This is a genomic window from Bacillus cereus group sp. BfR-BA-01347 (genome assembly GCF_022663835.1).
Taxonomy (GTDB): Bacteria; Bacillota; Bacilli; order Bacillales; family Bacillaceae_G; genus Bacillus_A; species Bacillus_A thuringiensis_K.
This window is the reverse complement of sequence record NZ_JAKUGG010000022.1, coordinates 52640-68692: the sequence shown is the minus strand read 5'-3', so window position 1 is coordinate 68692 and position 16053 is coordinate 52640. Positions and strand designations below refer to the sequence as shown.

Below are 16053 nucleotides of genomic sequence, written 5' to 3'. Positions count from 1 at the left end.
GATTCTACAATTCTTCAACAATTATGTTGTGATTCGTATAAACACAAATATCGCCAGCAATCTCTAAACTCGCTTTCGCAATTTGCTTCGCTGTTAAGTGTTCACTTGCATATTGCTTTAAAGCACGACCTGCAGAAAGTGCATAATTCCCACCAGATCCAATTGCTAAAATACCATCATCCGGTTCAATCACTTCTCCTGTACCTGAAACAAGGAGCATAGTTGTTTTATCCATGACAATGAGCATCGCTTCTAGCTGACGTAACATTTTATCGCCACGCCATTGTTTTGCCATTTCAACAGCAGCACGTTGCAAGTTGCCATTATACTCTTCTAATTTCCCTTCAAACATTTCAAAAAGAGTAAATGCGTCAGCAACTGATCCTGCGAAACCAGCTAAAACTTTACCTTGGAAAAGCTTACGAACTTTACGAGCTGTATGTTTCATTACAACAGCATTTCCCATCGTCACTTGGCCATCTCCAGCCATTGCACATTCTCCATTATGATGAACTGCAAATATCGTTGTAGCGTGGAAATTTCCCATAGAAAAAACTCCTTTATTTGTTTTTATAGCTTTTAAAGCAATTTATGCCCGCGGGTGATGCTTCATGTAAACAGAACGCAATCTTTCTTTAGAGACATGCGTATAAATTTGTGTCGTCGACAAATTCTCATGGCCTAATAGCTCCTGTACAGTACGTAAATCTGCCCCTTCATCTAGCATATGTGTAGCAAATGTATGCCTTAACATATGGGGACTTATCCGCATTGTCAGTGAAGCCTTTTTAATGATTTCATTTAAAACATAACGAACTCCACGACTTGTTAGCGGTGTACCTTTCGCATTTAAAAATACCATATGAGAGTCTTCGTCAGTCTTATTAACTAACTGTTTTCTCCCATTCTCTATATAAGTAATTAAAGAATCTTGCGCATAGCTTCCAAATGGAATATACCTTTGTTTTTTTCCTTTTCCCATTACTAAAATTGTTCCCACCGCAAAGTCAATATCGGTAAGTTGTAAATTGACACATTCACTCACACGGATCCCAGTCGCATACATCAACTCTAATAAAGCTTGATTCCTTTGACCTAATGGCGTTTCCGTGTCAGAAACTTCGAATAATTCCTCTAACTCTTCAGCATATAAAAACTTTGGGATTGACAATTCTTTTTTGGGGAGTGACGCAAGTGCAAACGGATTATCCTTTCGATAACCTTCACGCATCAAAAAACGATATAAACTTCGTAAGCTTGATACTTTTCTTGCGACAGATTTACGGGCTAACTTTTCATCGTGCAACGTCGTTAAGTACAAACGAACATCCGCGTATGTAACGTCTAAAAAAGAGGATATGCCTTCTCGTTCCATAAATTGCACAAAATGTTCTAAATCATTTTGATAACTTGCAATTGTATATTTTGAATAATTTCTTTCAATTTGTAAATATCCAACGAATAATTGTAACAATTTCTTCACATTCACACAACTCACCTCAATAAAGGCTACTAAATCGTATCACAACTTAGTAGCCTTTGCAAGAAATTTAACTAAATATTTACAAAATTTCGAATCGTTTCTAAAGCGCGTGCTGCGTACGCTTCATTTCGTTCAGCTTTCTTTTTAATCTTCTTCTCTAACGGTGCAAATAGACCGAAGTTCGCATTCATCGGTTGGAAGTTTTTAGCGTTCGTTGCCGTAATGTAATTTGCCATGCTACCCATTGCAGTTACTGGTGGTAATACAACTGGTTCTTCACCTTGCACAAGACGCGCAGCATTAATCCCTGCTAATAATCCTGATGCTGCTGATTCAACATATCCCTCTACTCCAGTCATTTGACCAGCGAAGAATAAATCATCACGTTGTTTATATTGATATGTTGGACGAAGCAAATTGGGTGAATTAATAAACGTATTACGATGCATTACACCATAACGTACAATCTCTGCATTTTCCAATCCCGGAATTAACTGTAGCACTTCTTTTTGTGGTCCCCACTTTAAATGTGTTTGGAAACCTACGATATTGTATAAAGTTCCCGCTGCATCATCTTGACGTAACTGAACAACAGCATATGGCGTTTTCCCTGTTTTTGGATCTTCCAATCCAACAGGTTTCATAGGTCCAAATACTAACGTCTGTCTCCCTCTACTTGCCATAACTTCTACTGGCATACAACCTTCAAAGAAAATTTCTTTTTCAAACTCCTTTAAAGGCACTGTCTCAGCAGCAATCAGAGCCTCATAAAAACGATCAAACTCTTCTTCTGTCATTGGGCAATTTAAATATGCAGCTTCCCCTTTGTCATAGCGCGATTTTAAATATACTTTATTCATGTCAATGCTGTCTTTTTCTACGATTGGGGCTGCAGCATCATAGAAGTAGAAATAATCTTCTCCTGTTAATTCTTTCAATTTTGCAGAAAGATCAGGAGATGTTAATGGACCTGTAGCAATAATTGTCGGTCCCTCTGGAATATCTGTAATTTCTTCATTCATTACAGTTACATTTGGATGGTTCTTTACGTATTCCGTTACTTTAGCTGCGAACTCATGACGGTCTACAGCTAAAGCACCTCCAGCTGGTACAGAGCACTCATCCGCCGCACGAATAATTACAGAATCCATTAAGCGCATTTCCTCTTTAATAACTCCAACTGCATTTGTTAAAGTGTTTGCACGAAGTGAGTTACTACATACTAATTCAGCGAATTTATCTGTGTGATGAGCTGGCGTTTGCCTTACCGGTCTCATTTCATATAATCTAACTTGGACACCACGTTTTGCAATTTGGTAAGCTGCTTCACTTCCTGCAAGACCTGCGCCAATGACGTTTACTACTTGTGTTGTCATTTATATCACCTTTCCTTTTCTTCCCGAAAAAAATGTGAGCAGTTACGCTCACATTTGTTGTTCTTCTTCATAATCGCACGAAATACATTGTACTTGCACGCCTTTTTTCAACTTTTTCTCTACAAGCATGCCTTCGCACTTCGGACACTTACGACCAATTGGCTTATCCCAAGATACAAAGTCGCATTCCGGATACGTACCGCACCCATAGAAAAGACGTTTCTTTTTATTACTACGGCGTTCAATAATTTGACCCTTATCACACTTTGGACAAGTAACACCGATTTCTTTCACAATCGGCTTTGTATTACGACAATCTGGGAAATTCGAGCAAGCCATAAATTTCCCGTATTTACCCATTTTAAAGACCATTGGGTGATTACATAATTCACAATCTTCCCCAGCTGGTTCATCTTTAATTTCCACTTCACGCATTTCTTTTTCCGCTTTTTCTAAACGCGGTTCAAAACCTACGTAGAAATCATCAACAATTTTTACCCAATTCGCATTTCCTTCTTCTACTTCATCAAGGCTTTGCTCCATATTGGCAGTAAATTCAATGTTAATAATTTCTGGGAAAAACTCTAAAATAAGTTCAATTACTATTTCACCAAGTTCAGTCGGAACGAAGCGTTTATTATCTAAGCCTACATACCCACGCTTTTGAATCGTTTCAAGTGTAGGTACATATGTCGACGGTCTTCCAATTCCAAGTTCTTCAAGTGTTCTTACTAGACGAGCCTCTGTATAGCGCGGAGGAGGTTGTGTAAAATGTTGCTTTGGTTCTAAATCCTTTGAAAATACAGTTTCCCCTACTTCTAAAGGCGGCAACATCTTATCCTTTTCTTCAGCACCATCATCTTTTGACTCTACATACACTTTCATAAATCCTGGGAACTTTACAACCGATCCACTTGCACGGAACTGAACATTGTTATTAATGAGTCTCGCTGTCACAGTATCCATTATAGCAGACGCCATTTGACTTGCAACAAATCGCTCCCAAATCAATTTATATAATCGAAGTTGATCACGACCTAAGAAACTTTTTAGTTCCTCTGGCTTTCTCATTACCGAAGTAGGACGAATTGCCTCATGCGCATCTTGTGCATTTGACTTTTTCGTTTCTTTCTTCTTTTCTGTTCCTATGTATTCCGTACCATACGCTTCAGTGATATAAGTACGAGCCTCTGTTTGAGCTGTTTCTGAGATACGTGTTGAATCAGTTCTCATATACGTAATAAGACCTACAGTTCCTTGTTTTCCAAGATCTATCCCTTCATACAATTGCTGTGCAAGCATCATCGTTTTCTTTGCTCGCATGTTTAACTTACGTGCTGCTTCTTGTTGCAAGGAAGATGTTGTAAACGGTAATGCAGGATTACGTTTTCGCTCTTTGCGCGTTACATTTTCAACTGAAAACGCATTGTCTTTCATCTGTTCAATTATTTCATTCACTTGCGTTTCATTTGTTAATTGAACTTTTTCACCATCTACACCGTAAAAGCTTGCTTCAAATGTGTCTTTTCCTTTTACAAATTCTGTTTTAATTGTCCAGAATTCTTCAGGTTCAAAGTTTTGAATTTCCCTTTCACGCTCGATGATTAAACGAACTGCTACAGATTGTACACGTCCTGCACTTAATCCTTTTTTTACTTTCTTCCATAATAAAGGACTAATATTGTAACCAACAAGACGATCAAGTATACGTCTTGCTTGTTGTGCATCCACTAAATCCATATTAATTGCACGAGGATGTTTAAATGATTCTTTGATTGCATCTTTCGTAATCTCATTAAACACAACTCGACAATCTGATTCAACGTCCACATTTAACGTATTCGCTAAATGCCAAGCAATTGCTTCCCCTTCGCGGTCTGGATCGGCCGCGAGATAGACTTTCTTTGCTTTTTTGGCCGCTGATTTTAAATCTTTTAAGACGGGACCTTTACCACGAATGGTAATATACTTCGGGGTGAAGTTGTTCTTTACTTCTATCCCCATTTGACTTTTTGGCAAATCGCGAACATGTCCCATAGACGCGACAACTTTGTATTTTTTCCCTAAATATTTCTCAATGGTCTTCGCCTTAGAAGGCGACTCCACGATTACGAGGTAATCTGACATGCTAGTGCCTCCTTAAGAGGTGGATTCAAGTCTTCATTAATCTTATTGATTTCTCTTGTTTTTGTCAATCAAGAATGAATATACCATACAGTGCCAATCTACCATTTGTCAATAATTGTTTAATAAAAACATAAAAATATAAGGTTAATTTAAAATCTCTTCCAAGATATCTTCTGCATTTCTTACTAGTTTTGCTCCTTGTTGAATAAGATGATTCGTTCCCGATGCCCCCTCTATAAATATAGGTCCAGGAAGCGCAAACACCTCCCTATTTTGCTCTAACGCAAGGTCTGCAGTAATAAGTGTTCCACTTCTTGATTTCGCTTCTACAACTAAAACACCTTTACTTATGCCACTAATAATCCGGTTCCTTTTTGGAAAATACCATTTTTTCGGTGCATAGTGCGGCGGATACTCTGTCAATAACAATATATATTCCTTCCACATTTCATATAAATGTCTATTTTCTTTCGGATACATAAAAGACAATCCGTGCCCTAATACCGCAATAGTCGGGCAATGATGCCTTACTGTAATCTCATGAGACATTGTATCTATCCCTTTTGCAAACCCACTGACAATAAGCCACTCTCTTTCTAATAAAGGGTGTAAAATAAACTTCAAACTCTCATGACCATATAATGATGGTTCTCTCGTTCCAACAACCGCTAATTTATTTACTTTATTCAGGAAATTTTCCTCTCCTTTTCCATATAAAACGAAGGGGGGGTCTTGTATTTCATGTAATAATTGTGGATAATTTTCATCCCATATCGTTATATAAAAAATACGATTTTTCTCTAAATACGATATATATTGCGGAAGACTTGAACTTTGAAGAAATTTTACTAGTTCTGCAGATTTTTTCGAGGATATTCCAGTGTAGTATTCCATTTGTTTTTCGTTAAAATTATATATGTTCTCTAATTCTGGATCGACATATAGTAGCCTCTCCATCGCTTTCCAATAATCTGCTAGCAAGTAATGAAGATGTAATAATCTCTCTCTTTTCATCTTGATTCTCCTTACCCATAATTTTTATTATGTAAACAGAAAAAGTCTAAAAAGACACCCTCAAGTAAGAAGGTGTCTTTCAACAGATTAATAGTTTTTACAAGTCTCAAATAAACCTTTTTCTTTTAAAACAGAGATTAGCGTTTCTCCCATAACTGCTGGAGTTTCAGCTACTTTAATGCCACAAGCTTCCATTGTTTTAATCTTTTCAGCAGCAGTCCCTTTACCGCCAGAAATGATTGCACCAGCATGGCCCATACGTTTGCCAGCAGGCGCTGTTTGACCACCAATGAACCCTACAACAGGTTTTGTCATATTAGCTTTTACCCATTCAGCTGCCTCTTCTTCTGCTGTACCGCCGATTTCACCAATCATAATTACAGCATGTGTTTCTTCATCTTCATTAAATGCTTTTAAAGCATCAATAAAGTCTGTACCGTTAACAGGGTCTCCGCCGATACCTACAGCAGTAGATTGGCCAATACCTTCTTGTGTTAACTGATGTACAGCTTCATACGTTAATGTACCAGAGCGAGATACGATACCAACATGACCTTTTTTATGAATATATCCTGGCATAATACCAATCTTACATTCATCCGGTGTGATTACACCTGGGCAGTTTGGTCCAAGTAAACGTGTATGTTTACCCGCCATATACCTCTTTACGTTTACCATATCTAATACAGGAATCCCTTCAGTAATACATACTACTAAATCAATTTCTGCATCAACAGCTTCCATAATTGCATCTGCCGCAAAAGCGGGTGGAACGTATACAACTGAAGCGTTTGCGCCTGTTGCTTTCACTGCATCTTCTACTGTATCAAATACTGGTACACCTTCAATATCAGTGCCGCCCTTACCTGGTGTTACACCACCGACAATTTTCGTACCGTATTCAATCATTTGTTTTGTATGGAATAAACCTTGAGAACCTGTAATACCTTGAACAATAACTTTTGTATCTTTATTAACTAATACGCTCATTTTTCTCCCCCGCTTTCTATTAGCCCACTAGTGAAACAATTTTTTGTGCACCGTCTGCCATAGATTCTGCTGCAACAATATTTAAGCCAGACTCATTTAAAATTTTCTTACCTAGTTCTACGTTTGTACCTTCAAGACGTACAACTAAAGGTAACTCAAGACCTACTTGTTTCGTTGCTTCAATAACACCTTCTGCAATAACATCACACTTCATAATGCCACCAAAAATGTTAACGAAGATACCTTTTACATTTTTGTCAGAAAGGATAATTTTGAATGCTTCTGTAACTTTTTCTGCAGTTGCACCGCCACCAACATCTAAGAAGTTAGCTGGGTCACCGTGGTAATGTTTAATGATATCCATTGTAGCCATCGCTAAACCTGCACCATTAACCATACAACCGATATTTCCATCTAAAGGAATGTAGTTTAAGTCGTATTTTGAAGCTTCAATTTCTTTTGAATCCTCTTCATCAAGATCACGAAGCTCTAAAATGTCTTTATGGCGATATAATGCATTAGAATCAAAGTTTAATTTTGCATCTAATGCCATAACTTTACCTTCACCTGTTGTAACAAGTGGGTTAATCTCAGCGATAGAGCAATCTTTTTCGATAAACGCACGATATAAGCCCATCATAAACTTCACAGCTTGTCCTACAAGCTCTTTTGGAATATTGATGTTAAATGCGATTCGGCGCGCTTGGAAACCTTGTAAGCCTACTGCTGGATCAATATATTCTTTAAAGATTTTTTCAGGTGTTTTTTCTGCTACTTCTTCAATTTCTGTTCCGCCTTCTTCAGACGCCATTAAAACAACTTGAGAAGTTGCACGATCTAAAACTAGACCTACATAATATTCTTTTTTAATATCGCAACCTTCTTCGATAAGTAAGCGTTTTACTTCCTTACCTTCAGGACCTGTTTGATGTGTCACAAGTGTAGTTCCTAAAATGCTTTCTGCATATGTACGAACTTCATCTAAATTTTTTGCAACTTTTACTCCGCCAGCTTTGCCGCGTCCACCAGCGTGAATTTGTGCTTTCACTACACATACATCTGTTCCTAATTCTTTCGCTGCTTCTACAGCTTCTTCTACTGTAAATGCAACCTTCCCGTTCGGAACGCTAACCCCATAGCTTCTAAGGACTGCCTTACCTTGGTACTCATGGATATTCATGGTCCCATCCTCCCCTGTTTTCCTGTTTTACTCGAAAAGTTTTTTAATGTTTAAAAAACATTACATTGCCATTGTATAAGATGATTGGCACGCTGTCTACAATAAAGTGTCAGAAAACTGAAATCGCTTTATTCTTTTTCGAAAATAGTAATGTTTATATGCCAAAATAAAAAAATAAGCTGTATATTTACAGCTTATTTTTGAATCATATCTTTAATTGGTGCGAATGACTTGCGGTGTTCATCTAGTACTCCATGCACTTCAATTGCCTCTAAATGTTGCTTTGTGCCATATCCCATATGTTGCTCAAATCCATATTCAGGATACTTCTCTCCCAGTTCTTTCATCATACGATCTCTCGTTACTTTTGCGATAATGGATGCTGCTGAAATCGAAACACTTTTCGCATCACCTTTAATAATTGATGTTTGCGGAATTGGTGTAGGAAGCTTCATCGCATCAATTAATAAATGTTGGGGTGTACAAGATAAATTTGCAACTGCATCTAACATCGCTTGTTTCGTTGCTTGGTAAATATTAATGTCATCAATAACTTGCGGTGATACAATTCCTACTCCAATTGCAATTGCTTGTACTTTTATTTCATCATAAAAACGCTCACGTTTCGCTTCACTCAACTTTTTCGAGTCATTTAACCCTGGAATATAAAAATCCTCAGGAAGAATGACAGCTGCCGTCACAACAGGCCCAGCCAATGGCCCGCGCCCTACTTCATCAATACCCGCAATATATGTGACCCCTTTTTCACGCAAAGCATTTTCATACTTGGACATTTCAAAAAACTTCTCTTTTTCTTTCTGTTCTAACTCTTTTTGTTTATACCACTTCAAAACGAGCTTTTGAACACCTTTTCGATCATCTTTCATTAACAGTTGAAAGCGATCATCTTCTTCATTCATAATTTCTTTCAATACATTTTCCGCTTCTTTTATCGTCATAGTTTGCATTTATACAAGCTCCTTTTTAAACATATCCAAAAAGAAAAGACGCACAAACGCACGTCTTATACTTCTTCTATTTTTTCCACATCTTCTACTTGCTCTGCAAACTCTTCCGGTGTTTCAAACGTCATTTTTCCAAGTTTGCCACCACGAAGCTCACGAAGCACAAGCTCAGATGTCTTATCATAATCAATCATTCCGCCGCCCATTAAGCAGCCTCTATTTTTTCCAATTGCATCGAATAATTCCACGATATCTTCTGGAATCTCATTTAAATTATAGCGTTCTTTCAAGCGTTCTGGATAATGTTTCTCCATAAAACGTAATGCGTAAACAGCTACATCTTGTAAATTTAAAATTGAATCTTTAATTGCACCCGTTGTCGCTAAACGAAGACCCACTAATTGATCTTCAAATTTAGGCCACAGAATACCTGGTGTATCTAACAATTCCATTTCCTTCCCAACTTTAATCCATTGTTGAGCTGTTGTCACACCTGGACGATCTCCTGTTTTAGCAATATTTTTCTTTGCCAATTTATTAATCAATGTAGATTTACCAACATTTGGTATACCTACAATTAATGCACGAATCGCTCTCGGTCTAATACCTTTTGCAACCATTTTATCAAATTTTTCTTTAACAAGCACTTTACAAGCTGCTGCAATTTCCTTCATACCTTGTCCAGCTTGCGCGTTAATCGAAATTGCCATATGGCCTTTTTCTTTAAAATATGCGATCCATTGTTTTGTTAAACGATCATCCGCCATATCCGCTTTATTTAAAACAACAAGCCTTGGCTTATGTGTAATGATTTCATCAATCATTGGGTTTCGAGATGATAATGGTAATCGAGCATCTACAAGTTCAATTACAACATCAATTAATTTTAATTTCTCCGTTACTTGGCGTCTAGCCTTCGCCATATGCCCTGGAAACCATTGAATTACCATGTTGCCACCTTCTTTTTCATTTATTTCACAATACGTGCGTCTTCTAACGGCCAATATAACATATTAGCTTTACCAATTACTTGATCCATTGAAATCGTACCGATTGAACGGCTATCTTTACTAAAACGACGATTATCACCTAAAACAAATAATTGATCTTTTGGAACGGTTTTCTTGCCTGTCATTTCTTCAAGATTAAAATCATATGTAAGCGGTCCGTCAGCAATTTGCTTTTTCTGCTTGTCTAAATACGGCTCCTCATAAGCCTTTCCGTTAACATACAGTTTATCATTACGATACTCTATTTCATCGCCTGGCAGGCCTATAATACGCTTAATGTAATCTTTATCTTCTGTTGCTCGAAATACGATAATATCAAAGCGTTTTGGATCTCCAATGTGATAACCAATTTTATTCACAATCATTCGATCACGATCATGTAAAGTAGGTGCCATCGATACCCCGTCTACGAGAATTGGCGCAAAGAAAAACTGTCTAATAACACCAGCTAATACAACAGCAATCAAAATTGCTTTAATCCATTCCCAAAGTGAACTCTTCTCTTTTTTCATGCATTTCCCCTCCACGGTTATGTAAACTGCTCGTATTATACCAAAATTTCATATAGATTGGAAAAAGGGAGCTTGTGCATTTACAAGCTCCCATACATGTCTTATCGAATTTCTTTAATACGTGCTTTTTTACCGCGAAGGTTACGTAAGTAGTATAACTTAGCACGACGTACTTTACCACGGCGAAGTACTTCGATTTTCGCGATTCTTGGCGTGTGAACTGGGAATGTACGCTCAACACCTACACCGTAAGAAATCTTACGAACTGTGAATGTTTCACTGATTCCGCCACCACGACGTTTAATTACAACACCTTCGAAAAGCTGAATTCTTTCACGAGTTCCCTCAACAACTTTTACGTGTACACGTAAAGTGTCACCAGGACGGAATGAAGGAAGGTCAGTTTTTAATTGGCCTTTTGTAATTTCTGCGATTAATTGTTGCATATTAAATTCTCTCCTTTAAACAGATGCTCTTATAAAGTCTTAATAAATTACAGCGGAACATCGTTAATACGGCTACTGATTTCAGTAGCACAAATGTTATAATAGCATATTACTAAGCCTGTTGCAATAGCAAATATATGAAGTTATTACTGCTCTCGCTTTATTTCCTCAAGCCATTTTTTCTCTTGTTTAGATAACTCTCTCTCATCTAATAAATCAGGTCTACGCGTATACGTTCGGCGCAAAGATTCCTTATGTCGCCATTCATCAATGTTTTTATGATTCCCTGACATTAATACATCCGGTACCTTCATACCACGAAAATCAGCTGGACGTGTATAATGAGGATGCTCTAATAAACCTGTACTAAACGAATCCTCTACTTGTGAAGCATGATTTCCTAGCACACCCGGCAAGAGACGTACCACACTATCAGTAATAACCATAGAGGCTAATTCTCCGCCCGTTAATACATAGTCACCAATAGAAATCTCATCCGTTACAAGATGCTCACGAATTCGTTCGTCATATCCTTCATAATGCCCACATACGAAGATTAAATGTTCTTCCCCTGCAAGCTCTTCCGCTTTCTTCTGCGTAAATCTTTCGCCCTGCGGACACATTAAGACAACTCTCGGCTTACGCTCTGTCTCTTTCGTCAAATCTTCTACAGCATCAAAAATAGGCTGAGGAGTAAGCACCATACCAGCTCCTCCGCCGTAAGGATAATCGTCTACGCTATTATGCTTACTTGTTGTATAATCACGAAAGTTAACAACACGAAGGTTTACCGCTTCTTTTTCTTGCGCCTTCTTTAATATAGAAGATCCAAATACACCGGTAAACATGTCTGGGAACAACGTTAAAATATCAATTTTCATTATAGCAGCCCTTCCATTACATGAATGGTTACTAATTTATTTTCAATATTAACTTGAAGTACAACGTCATCGATATAAGGAATTAAAAGATCTTGACCCTTCGGGCGTTTAATTACCCAAACATCATTTGCACCAGGAGATAGAATCTCTTTGATTGTCCCTAGCGCTTCTCCTTCTTCCGTTACAACACTGCAACCAATAATTTCATGATAGTAGTATTCACCTTCAGCAAGTTCGCCTAACTGCTCTTCTGGTACTTTTATTAAAGAACCTTTAAACTTCTCTACTTCATCTACATTGTTATATCCTTCAAATGTTAATAAATCGAATGTCTTATGTTGGCGATGAGAAGTTACCTTCACCGGAAGATAGTCTGTGCCTTTCTCATTCGATATGTATAGCGTATTTCCTACTTTATATCGCTCTTCTGGAAAATCAGTACGAGAAATAACACGGATTTCTCCTCTTACGCCATGAGTATTTACAATTTTCCCTACGTTAAACCATTTTGTCATAAATAGTATGTCACCCCTGGTTTCTATATAAATTAAGCATCTCCATTTCACAGATGGAACATGCAATCTCTATTTAAATGTTAAAAAAGGGAGAGGAATAACTCCTCGCCCTTTTTACGTTTATTGAATTTCCAGTGTTACTTTTTCATCATTATGATGTCCCACTGAATACAAGAGCATTCGAATCGCCTTCGCAACTCTCCCTTGCTTCCCAATGACTTTTCCAACATCCTCAGGATGTACAGTTAATCGATACTTTATCTCTCCGTTGCAAAGTTCCTGTGTAACTTTTACATCTTCAGGATAATCGACAAGAGGCTTGACAATCGTCTCGACTAACTTCTTCATAGTCATTGCCTCAATTACTTACCTTGTTTAGATAAGTGGAATTTCTCCATGATACCTTGGTTAGAGAATAAGTTACGAACTGTATCAGATGGTTTAGCACCATTTCCTAACCATTTTAATGCTGCTTCTTCGTTGATCTTAACTTCAGCTGGTTGAGCAACTGGATTGTAAGTTCCGATTTCCTCAATGAAACGTCCGTCACGAGGAGAACGAGAATCTGCAACAACTACACGATAGAAAGGAGTTTTTTTAGCTCCCATACGTTTTAAACGAATTTTAACTGCCATTTATAAAGCACCTCCGAATTTATTTCACACAGATAATTATATTAGCAAAAAGACTATTGCTTTGTAAAGTATTTTTTCTTAACAGAGCCATCTTTTTTTCCTTACATGAATGGAAACTTCAATCCACCTAGTCCTTTTTTCTTACCTTTTTGCATTCCCGTCATCGTCTTCATCATTTTTTTCATGTCATCGAATTGCTTAATTAGACGATTGATTTCTTGTACAGTTGTACCGCTACCTTTGGCAATGCGCTTTTTGCGACTAGCATTGATTATTTCCGGTTGTTCTCGTTCTAATTTAGTCATAGAACGAATAATTGCCTCAATATGCCCAATTTGTTTTTCATCAACTTGCGCATTTTTCAGCCCTTTAATTTTATTTGCACCAGGAAGCATTCCTAACAATTCATCAAGCGGCCCAAGTTGGCGCACTTGTCCAAGTTGTTCTAGGAAATCGTCAAGCGTAAACGAAAGCGTACGCATTTTTTGCTCAAGTTCTTTTGCTTTCTCTTCATCAACTGTAGCTTGCGCTTTTTCAATTAACGTTAAGACATCGCCCATCCCTAAAATACGGGATGCCATACGCTCTGGATGGAACGCTTCAATTGCATCTAGTTTTTCACCCATACCAGCAAATTTAATCGGCGTGTTTGTTACAGCCTTAATAGATAATGCAGCACCACCGCGCGTATCACCATCTAATTTCGTTAATACAACACCTGTTAAACCTAACTGTTCATGGAAACTTTGTGCAACATTTACCGCGTCTTGCCCGGTCATCGCATCGACAACAAGGAAAATTTCATCCGGTTTCGCAACTTCTTTCACTTTCGCTAATTCATCCATTAATTCTTCATCAATATGCAGGCGACCCGCTGTATCGATTAAAACATAATCGTGATGATCTTCTTTTGCTTTTGCAATCGCTTGTTTCGCAATTTCAACAGGACTTACTTGATCTCCTAAAGAAAATACAGGCATGTCCAATTGCTTCCCTAATGTTTCAAGCTGTTTAATCGCTGCTGGACGGTAAATATCCGCTGCAACAAGCATCGGTTTACGATTATGCTTTTTACGAAGCAAATTCGCAAGCTTACCTGTCGTCGTTGTTTTACCCGCACCTTGCAGACCAACCATCATAATAACAGTCGGTGGCTTATTAGCAACAGCAATTTTGCTTTGCTCTCCGCCCATAAGTTCTGTAAGTTCTTCCTGTACAACTTTAATTACTTGTTGTCCAGGTGTCAAACTTTTCATTACATCTTGTCCGACAGCACGTTCAGACACACGCTTCACAAAATCTTTTACTACTTTAAAGTTAACATCCGCTTCTAAAAGAGCTAGACGAACTTCTCTCATCATTTCTTTCACATCGGCTTCAGAAACTTTTCCTTTGCCGCGGATTTTTTGCATTGTCTGTTGAAGTCGGTCGGCTAATCCTTCAAATGCCATATTGCCGCCCTCCTAATCTAATTTTTCGATAGCTTCAACAACTTGTTTCATTTCTTCATTCACATGCTCTTCTTCGCTGATTAGCTGTTTTAGCTTTGCAACAAGTCGCTGTCGCTCTTGAAACTTTTGAAGTAATACTAATTTTTCTTCATATTCTTCAAGCATCGCTTCAGTCCGTTTAATGTTATCATACACGGCTTGGCGACTTACATCAAATTCTTCCGCAATTTCACCAAGAGATAAATCATCTAGATAATAAAGCGACATATAACTTCTTTGTTTTTGCGTTAACAACGATTGATAAAAATCAAATAAATAGTTCATTCTCGTTGTTTTTTCGAGCATGTTGGATCATCCTTTGTTAAGTGATTTCCCTTTACATGAATTAGTTTACATGTAGTCCAAAAGAGTGTCAAGTTTTTTTCTTAACATCATATATTTTTTGTAGAAAAAGAAGCGGAAATACCGCTTCTTTCGCTTATACTTCTTCTGTTTCTACTAAGTTCGCAAATAAACCATACACATATTGTTCTGGATCAAACTGCTGCAAGTCATCCATCTGCTCTCCTAATCCAACAAACTTCACCGGTACATCCATTTCGTTACGAATCGCTAATACAATACCACCTTTAGCAGTTCCATCTAACTTCGTTAAAACAATACCAGTTACATTCGTTGCTTCACGAAATGTTTTCGCTTGGCTTAAACCGTTTTGTCCTGTTGTTGCATCAATAACAAGCAATACTTCATGAGGAGCACCTGGTACTTCACGCTCAATTACACGCTTTACCTTCTCTAACTCTTTCATTAAGTTCACTTTATTTTGCAAGCGTCCTGCTGTGTCACATAGTAATACATCTACCTTACGTGCTTTCGCTGCTTGTACAGCGTCATACATAACCGCCGCTGGATCAGATCCAGATCCTTGTTTAATCACTTCTACACCAACGCGATCGCCCCATACTTCTAATTGTTCAATCGCTCCAGCACGGAATGTGTCTCCTGCCGCCAATAGGACTGACTTACCTTCTGATTTAAACTTATGCGCCAGTTTACCAATTGTCGTCGTTTTTCCTACACCATTAACACCAACAAATAAAACAACCGTTAATTGGTCCTCTTGCATATTAATTTCGTTACTAAAATCGCTGTCACCTTTGTAAATTCCTACTAGTTTTTCTGAAATAACAGCTTGTACTTCTTTTGGATCTTGAATGTTACGACGTTGTACTTCTTCTTTCAATTGGTCAATTAATTCCATTACCGTCGCAACGCCAACGTCTGCACCGATTAAGATTTCTTCTAACTCTTCGAAGAAATCTTCGTCCACTTTACGGTAACGATACACTAAATCATTCACTTTATCCGCAAATGAATTTCTCGTTTTTTCTAATCCTTGTTTAAATTTCTCTGTAACTGTATCCGTTTGTTTTGAAATTTTTTCTTTTAGTTTTTTAAAAAAACTCAT

At 37.7% G+C, this 16053-nt stretch carries 18 protein-coding genes; all 18 read right to left on the bottom strand.

The window, feature by feature from the left end:
• Positions 1 to 4: 4 nt before the first annotated feature.
• On the bottom strand, positions 5 to 547 hold the full coding sequence (hslV, locus tag MR143_RS25470) for an ATP-dependent protease proteolytic subunit HslV (protein WP_000526272.1): 543 nt from the start codon (positions 545 to 547) through the stop codon (positions 5 to 7).
• 42 nt (positions 548 to 589) lie between these two features.
• Positions 590 to 1489: a tyrosine recombinase XerC gene (xerC, locus tag MR143_RS25465; protein ID WP_001101242.1), complete on the bottom strand. Its 900-nt coding sequence runs from the start codon at positions 1487 to 1489 to the stop codon at positions 590 to 592.
• A 65-nt stretch (positions 1490 to 1554) separates the two neighbouring features.
• A complete protein-coding gene (gene trmFO, locus MR143_RS25460; RefSeq protein WP_000213002.1) occupies positions 1555 to 2859 on the bottom strand; it encodes an FADH(2)-oxidizing methylenetetrahydrofolate--tRNA-(uracil(54)-C(5))-methyltransferase TrmFO in 1305 nt (434 codons plus the stop codon).
• A gap of 48 nt (positions 2860 to 2907) precedes the next feature.
• On the bottom strand, positions 2908 to 4986 hold the full coding sequence (topA, locus tag MR143_RS25455) for a type I DNA topoisomerase (RefSeq protein WP_001286963.1): 2079 nt from the start codon (positions 4984 to 4986) through the stop codon (positions 2908 to 2910).
• A 144-nt stretch (positions 4987 to 5130) separates the two neighbouring features.
• A complete protein-coding gene (gene dprA, locus MR143_RS25450; protein WP_000818040.1) occupies positions 5131 to 6000 on the bottom strand; it encodes a DNA-processing protein DprA in 870 nt (289 codons plus the stop codon).
• An 87-nt stretch (positions 6001 to 6087) separates the two neighbouring features.
• Complete coding sequence (gene sucD, locus MR143_RS25445) at positions 6088 to 6990, bottom strand: succinate--CoA ligase subunit alpha (RefSeq protein WP_000115178.1); 903 nt, start codon at positions 6988 to 6990, stop codon at positions 6088 to 6090.
• Between the two features lie 19 nt (positions 6991 to 7009).
• A complete protein-coding gene (gene sucC, locus MR143_RS25440) occupies positions 7010 to 8170 on the bottom strand; it encodes an ADP-forming succinate--CoA ligase subunit beta (RefSeq protein WP_001020791.1) in 1161 nt (386 codons plus the stop codon).
• A 194-nt stretch (positions 8171 to 8364) separates the two neighbouring features.
• Entirely contained in the window at positions 8365 to 9138 is a 774-nt protein-coding gene (locus MR143_RS25435; RefSeq protein WP_001194261.1) for a ribonuclease HII, read from the bottom strand.
• A 56-nt stretch (positions 9139 to 9194) separates the two neighbouring features.
• A complete protein-coding gene (gene ylqF, locus MR143_RS25430) occupies positions 9195 to 10085 on the bottom strand; it encodes a ribosome biogenesis GTPase YlqF (RefSeq protein ID WP_000236702.1) in 891 nt (296 codons plus the stop codon).
• A 20-nt stretch (positions 10086 to 10105) separates the two neighbouring features.
• Positions 10106 to 10657, bottom strand: coding sequence for a signal peptidase I (lepB, locus tag MR143_RS25425; protein WP_000711853.1), 552 nt, complete (start codon positions 10655 to 10657; stop codon positions 10106 to 10108).
• A gap of 101 nt (positions 10658 to 10758) precedes the next feature.
• On the bottom strand, positions 10759 to 11103 hold the full coding sequence (rplS, locus tag MR143_RS25420; RefSeq protein ID WP_001186516.1) for a 50S ribosomal protein L19: 345 nt from the start codon (positions 11101 to 11103) through the stop codon (positions 10759 to 10761).
• 146 nt (positions 11104 to 11249) lie between these two features.
• A complete protein-coding gene (gene trmD / locus MR143_RS25415; protein ID WP_000686903.1) occupies positions 11250 to 11984 on the bottom strand; it encodes a tRNA (guanosine(37)-N1)-methyltransferase TrmD in 735 nt (244 codons plus the stop codon).
• Positions 11984 to 12499, bottom strand: coding sequence for a ribosome maturation factor RimM (rimM, locus tag MR143_RS25410; RefSeq protein ID WP_000170278.1), 516 nt, complete (start codon positions 12497 to 12499; stop codon positions 11984 to 11986). The genes trmD and rimM overlap by 1 nt, the downstream gene beginning before the upstream one ends.
• 120 nt (positions 12500 to 12619) lie before the next feature.
• On the bottom strand, positions 12620 to 12847 hold the full coding sequence (locus MR143_RS25405) for a KH domain-containing protein (protein WP_000737401.1): 228 nt from the start codon (positions 12845 to 12847) through the stop codon (positions 12620 to 12622).
• Between the two features lie 14 nt (positions 12848 to 12861).
• Positions 12862 to 13134 (bottom strand): 30S ribosomal protein S16, encoded by a 273-nt coding sequence (gene rpsP, locus MR143_RS25400; protein WP_000268750.1) that lies wholly within the window; start codon positions 13132 to 13134, stop codon positions 12862 to 12864.
• 101 nt (positions 13135 to 13235) lie between these two features.
• Positions 13236 to 14585: a signal recognition particle protein gene (gene ffh, locus MR143_RS25395; RefSeq protein WP_000863460.1), complete on the bottom strand. Its 1350-nt coding sequence runs from the start codon at positions 14583 to 14585 to the stop codon at positions 13236 to 13238.
• A gap of 12 nt (positions 14586 to 14597) precedes the next feature.
• Complete coding sequence (locus MR143_RS25390) at positions 14598 to 14930, bottom strand: putative DNA-binding protein (RefSeq protein WP_000891062.1); 333 nt, start codon at positions 14928 to 14930, stop codon at positions 14598 to 14600.
• 133 nt (positions 14931 to 15063) lie between these two features.
• Complete coding sequence (gene ftsY / locus MR143_RS25385; protein ID WP_000007655.1) at positions 15064 to 16053, bottom strand: signal recognition particle-docking protein FtsY; 990 nt, start codon at positions 16051 to 16053, stop codon at positions 15064 to 15066.

Excerpts from the sequence above, each read along its gene's own strand:
- lepB (WP_000711853.1), bottom strand. The coding sequence starts at position 10,657 with ATGAAAAAAGAGAAGAGTTCACTTTGGGAATGGATTAAAGCAATTTTG.
- rplS (WP_001186516.1), bottom strand. The coding sequence starts at position 11,103 with ATGCAACAATTAATCGCAGAAATTACAAAAGGCCAATTAAAAACTGAC.
- rpsP (WP_000268750.1), bottom strand. The coding sequence starts at position 13,134 with ATGGCAGTTAAAATTCGTTTAAAACGTATGGGAGCTAAAAAAACTCCT.
- MR143_RS25435 (WP_001194261.1), bottom strand. The coding sequence starts at position 9,138 with ATGCAAACTATGACGATAAAAGAAGCGGAAAATGTATTGAAAGAAATT.
- MR143_RS25405 (WP_000737401.1), bottom strand. The coding sequence starts at position 12,847 with ATGAAGAAGTTAGTCGAGACGATTGTCAAGCCTCTTGTCGATTATCCT.
- topA (WP_001286963.1), bottom strand. The coding sequence starts at position 4,986 with ATGTCAGATTACCTCGTAATCGTGGAGTCGCCTTCTAAGGCGAAGACC.
- sucD (WP_000115178.1), bottom strand. The coding sequence starts at position 6,990 with ATGAGCGTATTAGTTAATAAAGATACAAAAGTTATTGTTCAAGGTATT.
- sucC (WP_001020791.1), bottom strand. The coding sequence starts at position 8,170 with ATGAATATCCATGAGTACCAAGGTAAGGCAGTCCTTAGAAGCTATGGG.
- trmD (WP_000686903.1), bottom strand. The coding sequence starts at position 11,984 with ATGAAAATTGATATTTTAACGTTGTTCCCAGACATGTTTACCGGTGTA.
- dprA (WP_000818040.1), bottom strand. The coding sequence starts at position 6,000 with ATGAAAAGAGAGAGATTATTACATCTTCATTACTTGCTAGCAGATTAT.
- ftsY (WP_000007655.1), bottom strand. The coding sequence starts at position 16,053 with ATGAGTTTTTTTAAAAAACTAAAAGAAAAAATTTCAAAACAAACGGAT.
- hslV (WP_000526272.1), bottom strand. The coding sequence starts at position 547 with ATGGGAAATTTCCACGCTACAACGATATTTGCAGTTCATCATAATGGA.
- rimM (WP_000170278.1), bottom strand. The coding sequence starts at position 12,499 with ATGACAAAATGGTTTAACGTAGGGAAAATTGTAAATACTCATGGCGTA.
- ffh (WP_000863460.1), bottom strand. The coding sequence starts at position 14,585 with ATGGCATTTGAAGGATTAGCCGACCGACTTCAACAGACAATGCAAAAA.
- ylqF (WP_000236702.1), bottom strand. The coding sequence starts at position 10,085 with ATGGTAATTCAATGGTTTCCAGGGCATATGGCGAAGGCTAGACGCCAA.
- trmFO (WP_000213002.1), bottom strand. The coding sequence starts at position 2,859 with ATGACAACACAAGTAGTAAACGTCATTGGCGCAGGTCTTGCAGGAAGT.
- MR143_RS25390 (WP_000891062.1), bottom strand. The coding sequence starts at position 14,930 with ATGCTCGAAAAAACAACGAGAATGAACTATTTATTTGATTTTTATCAA.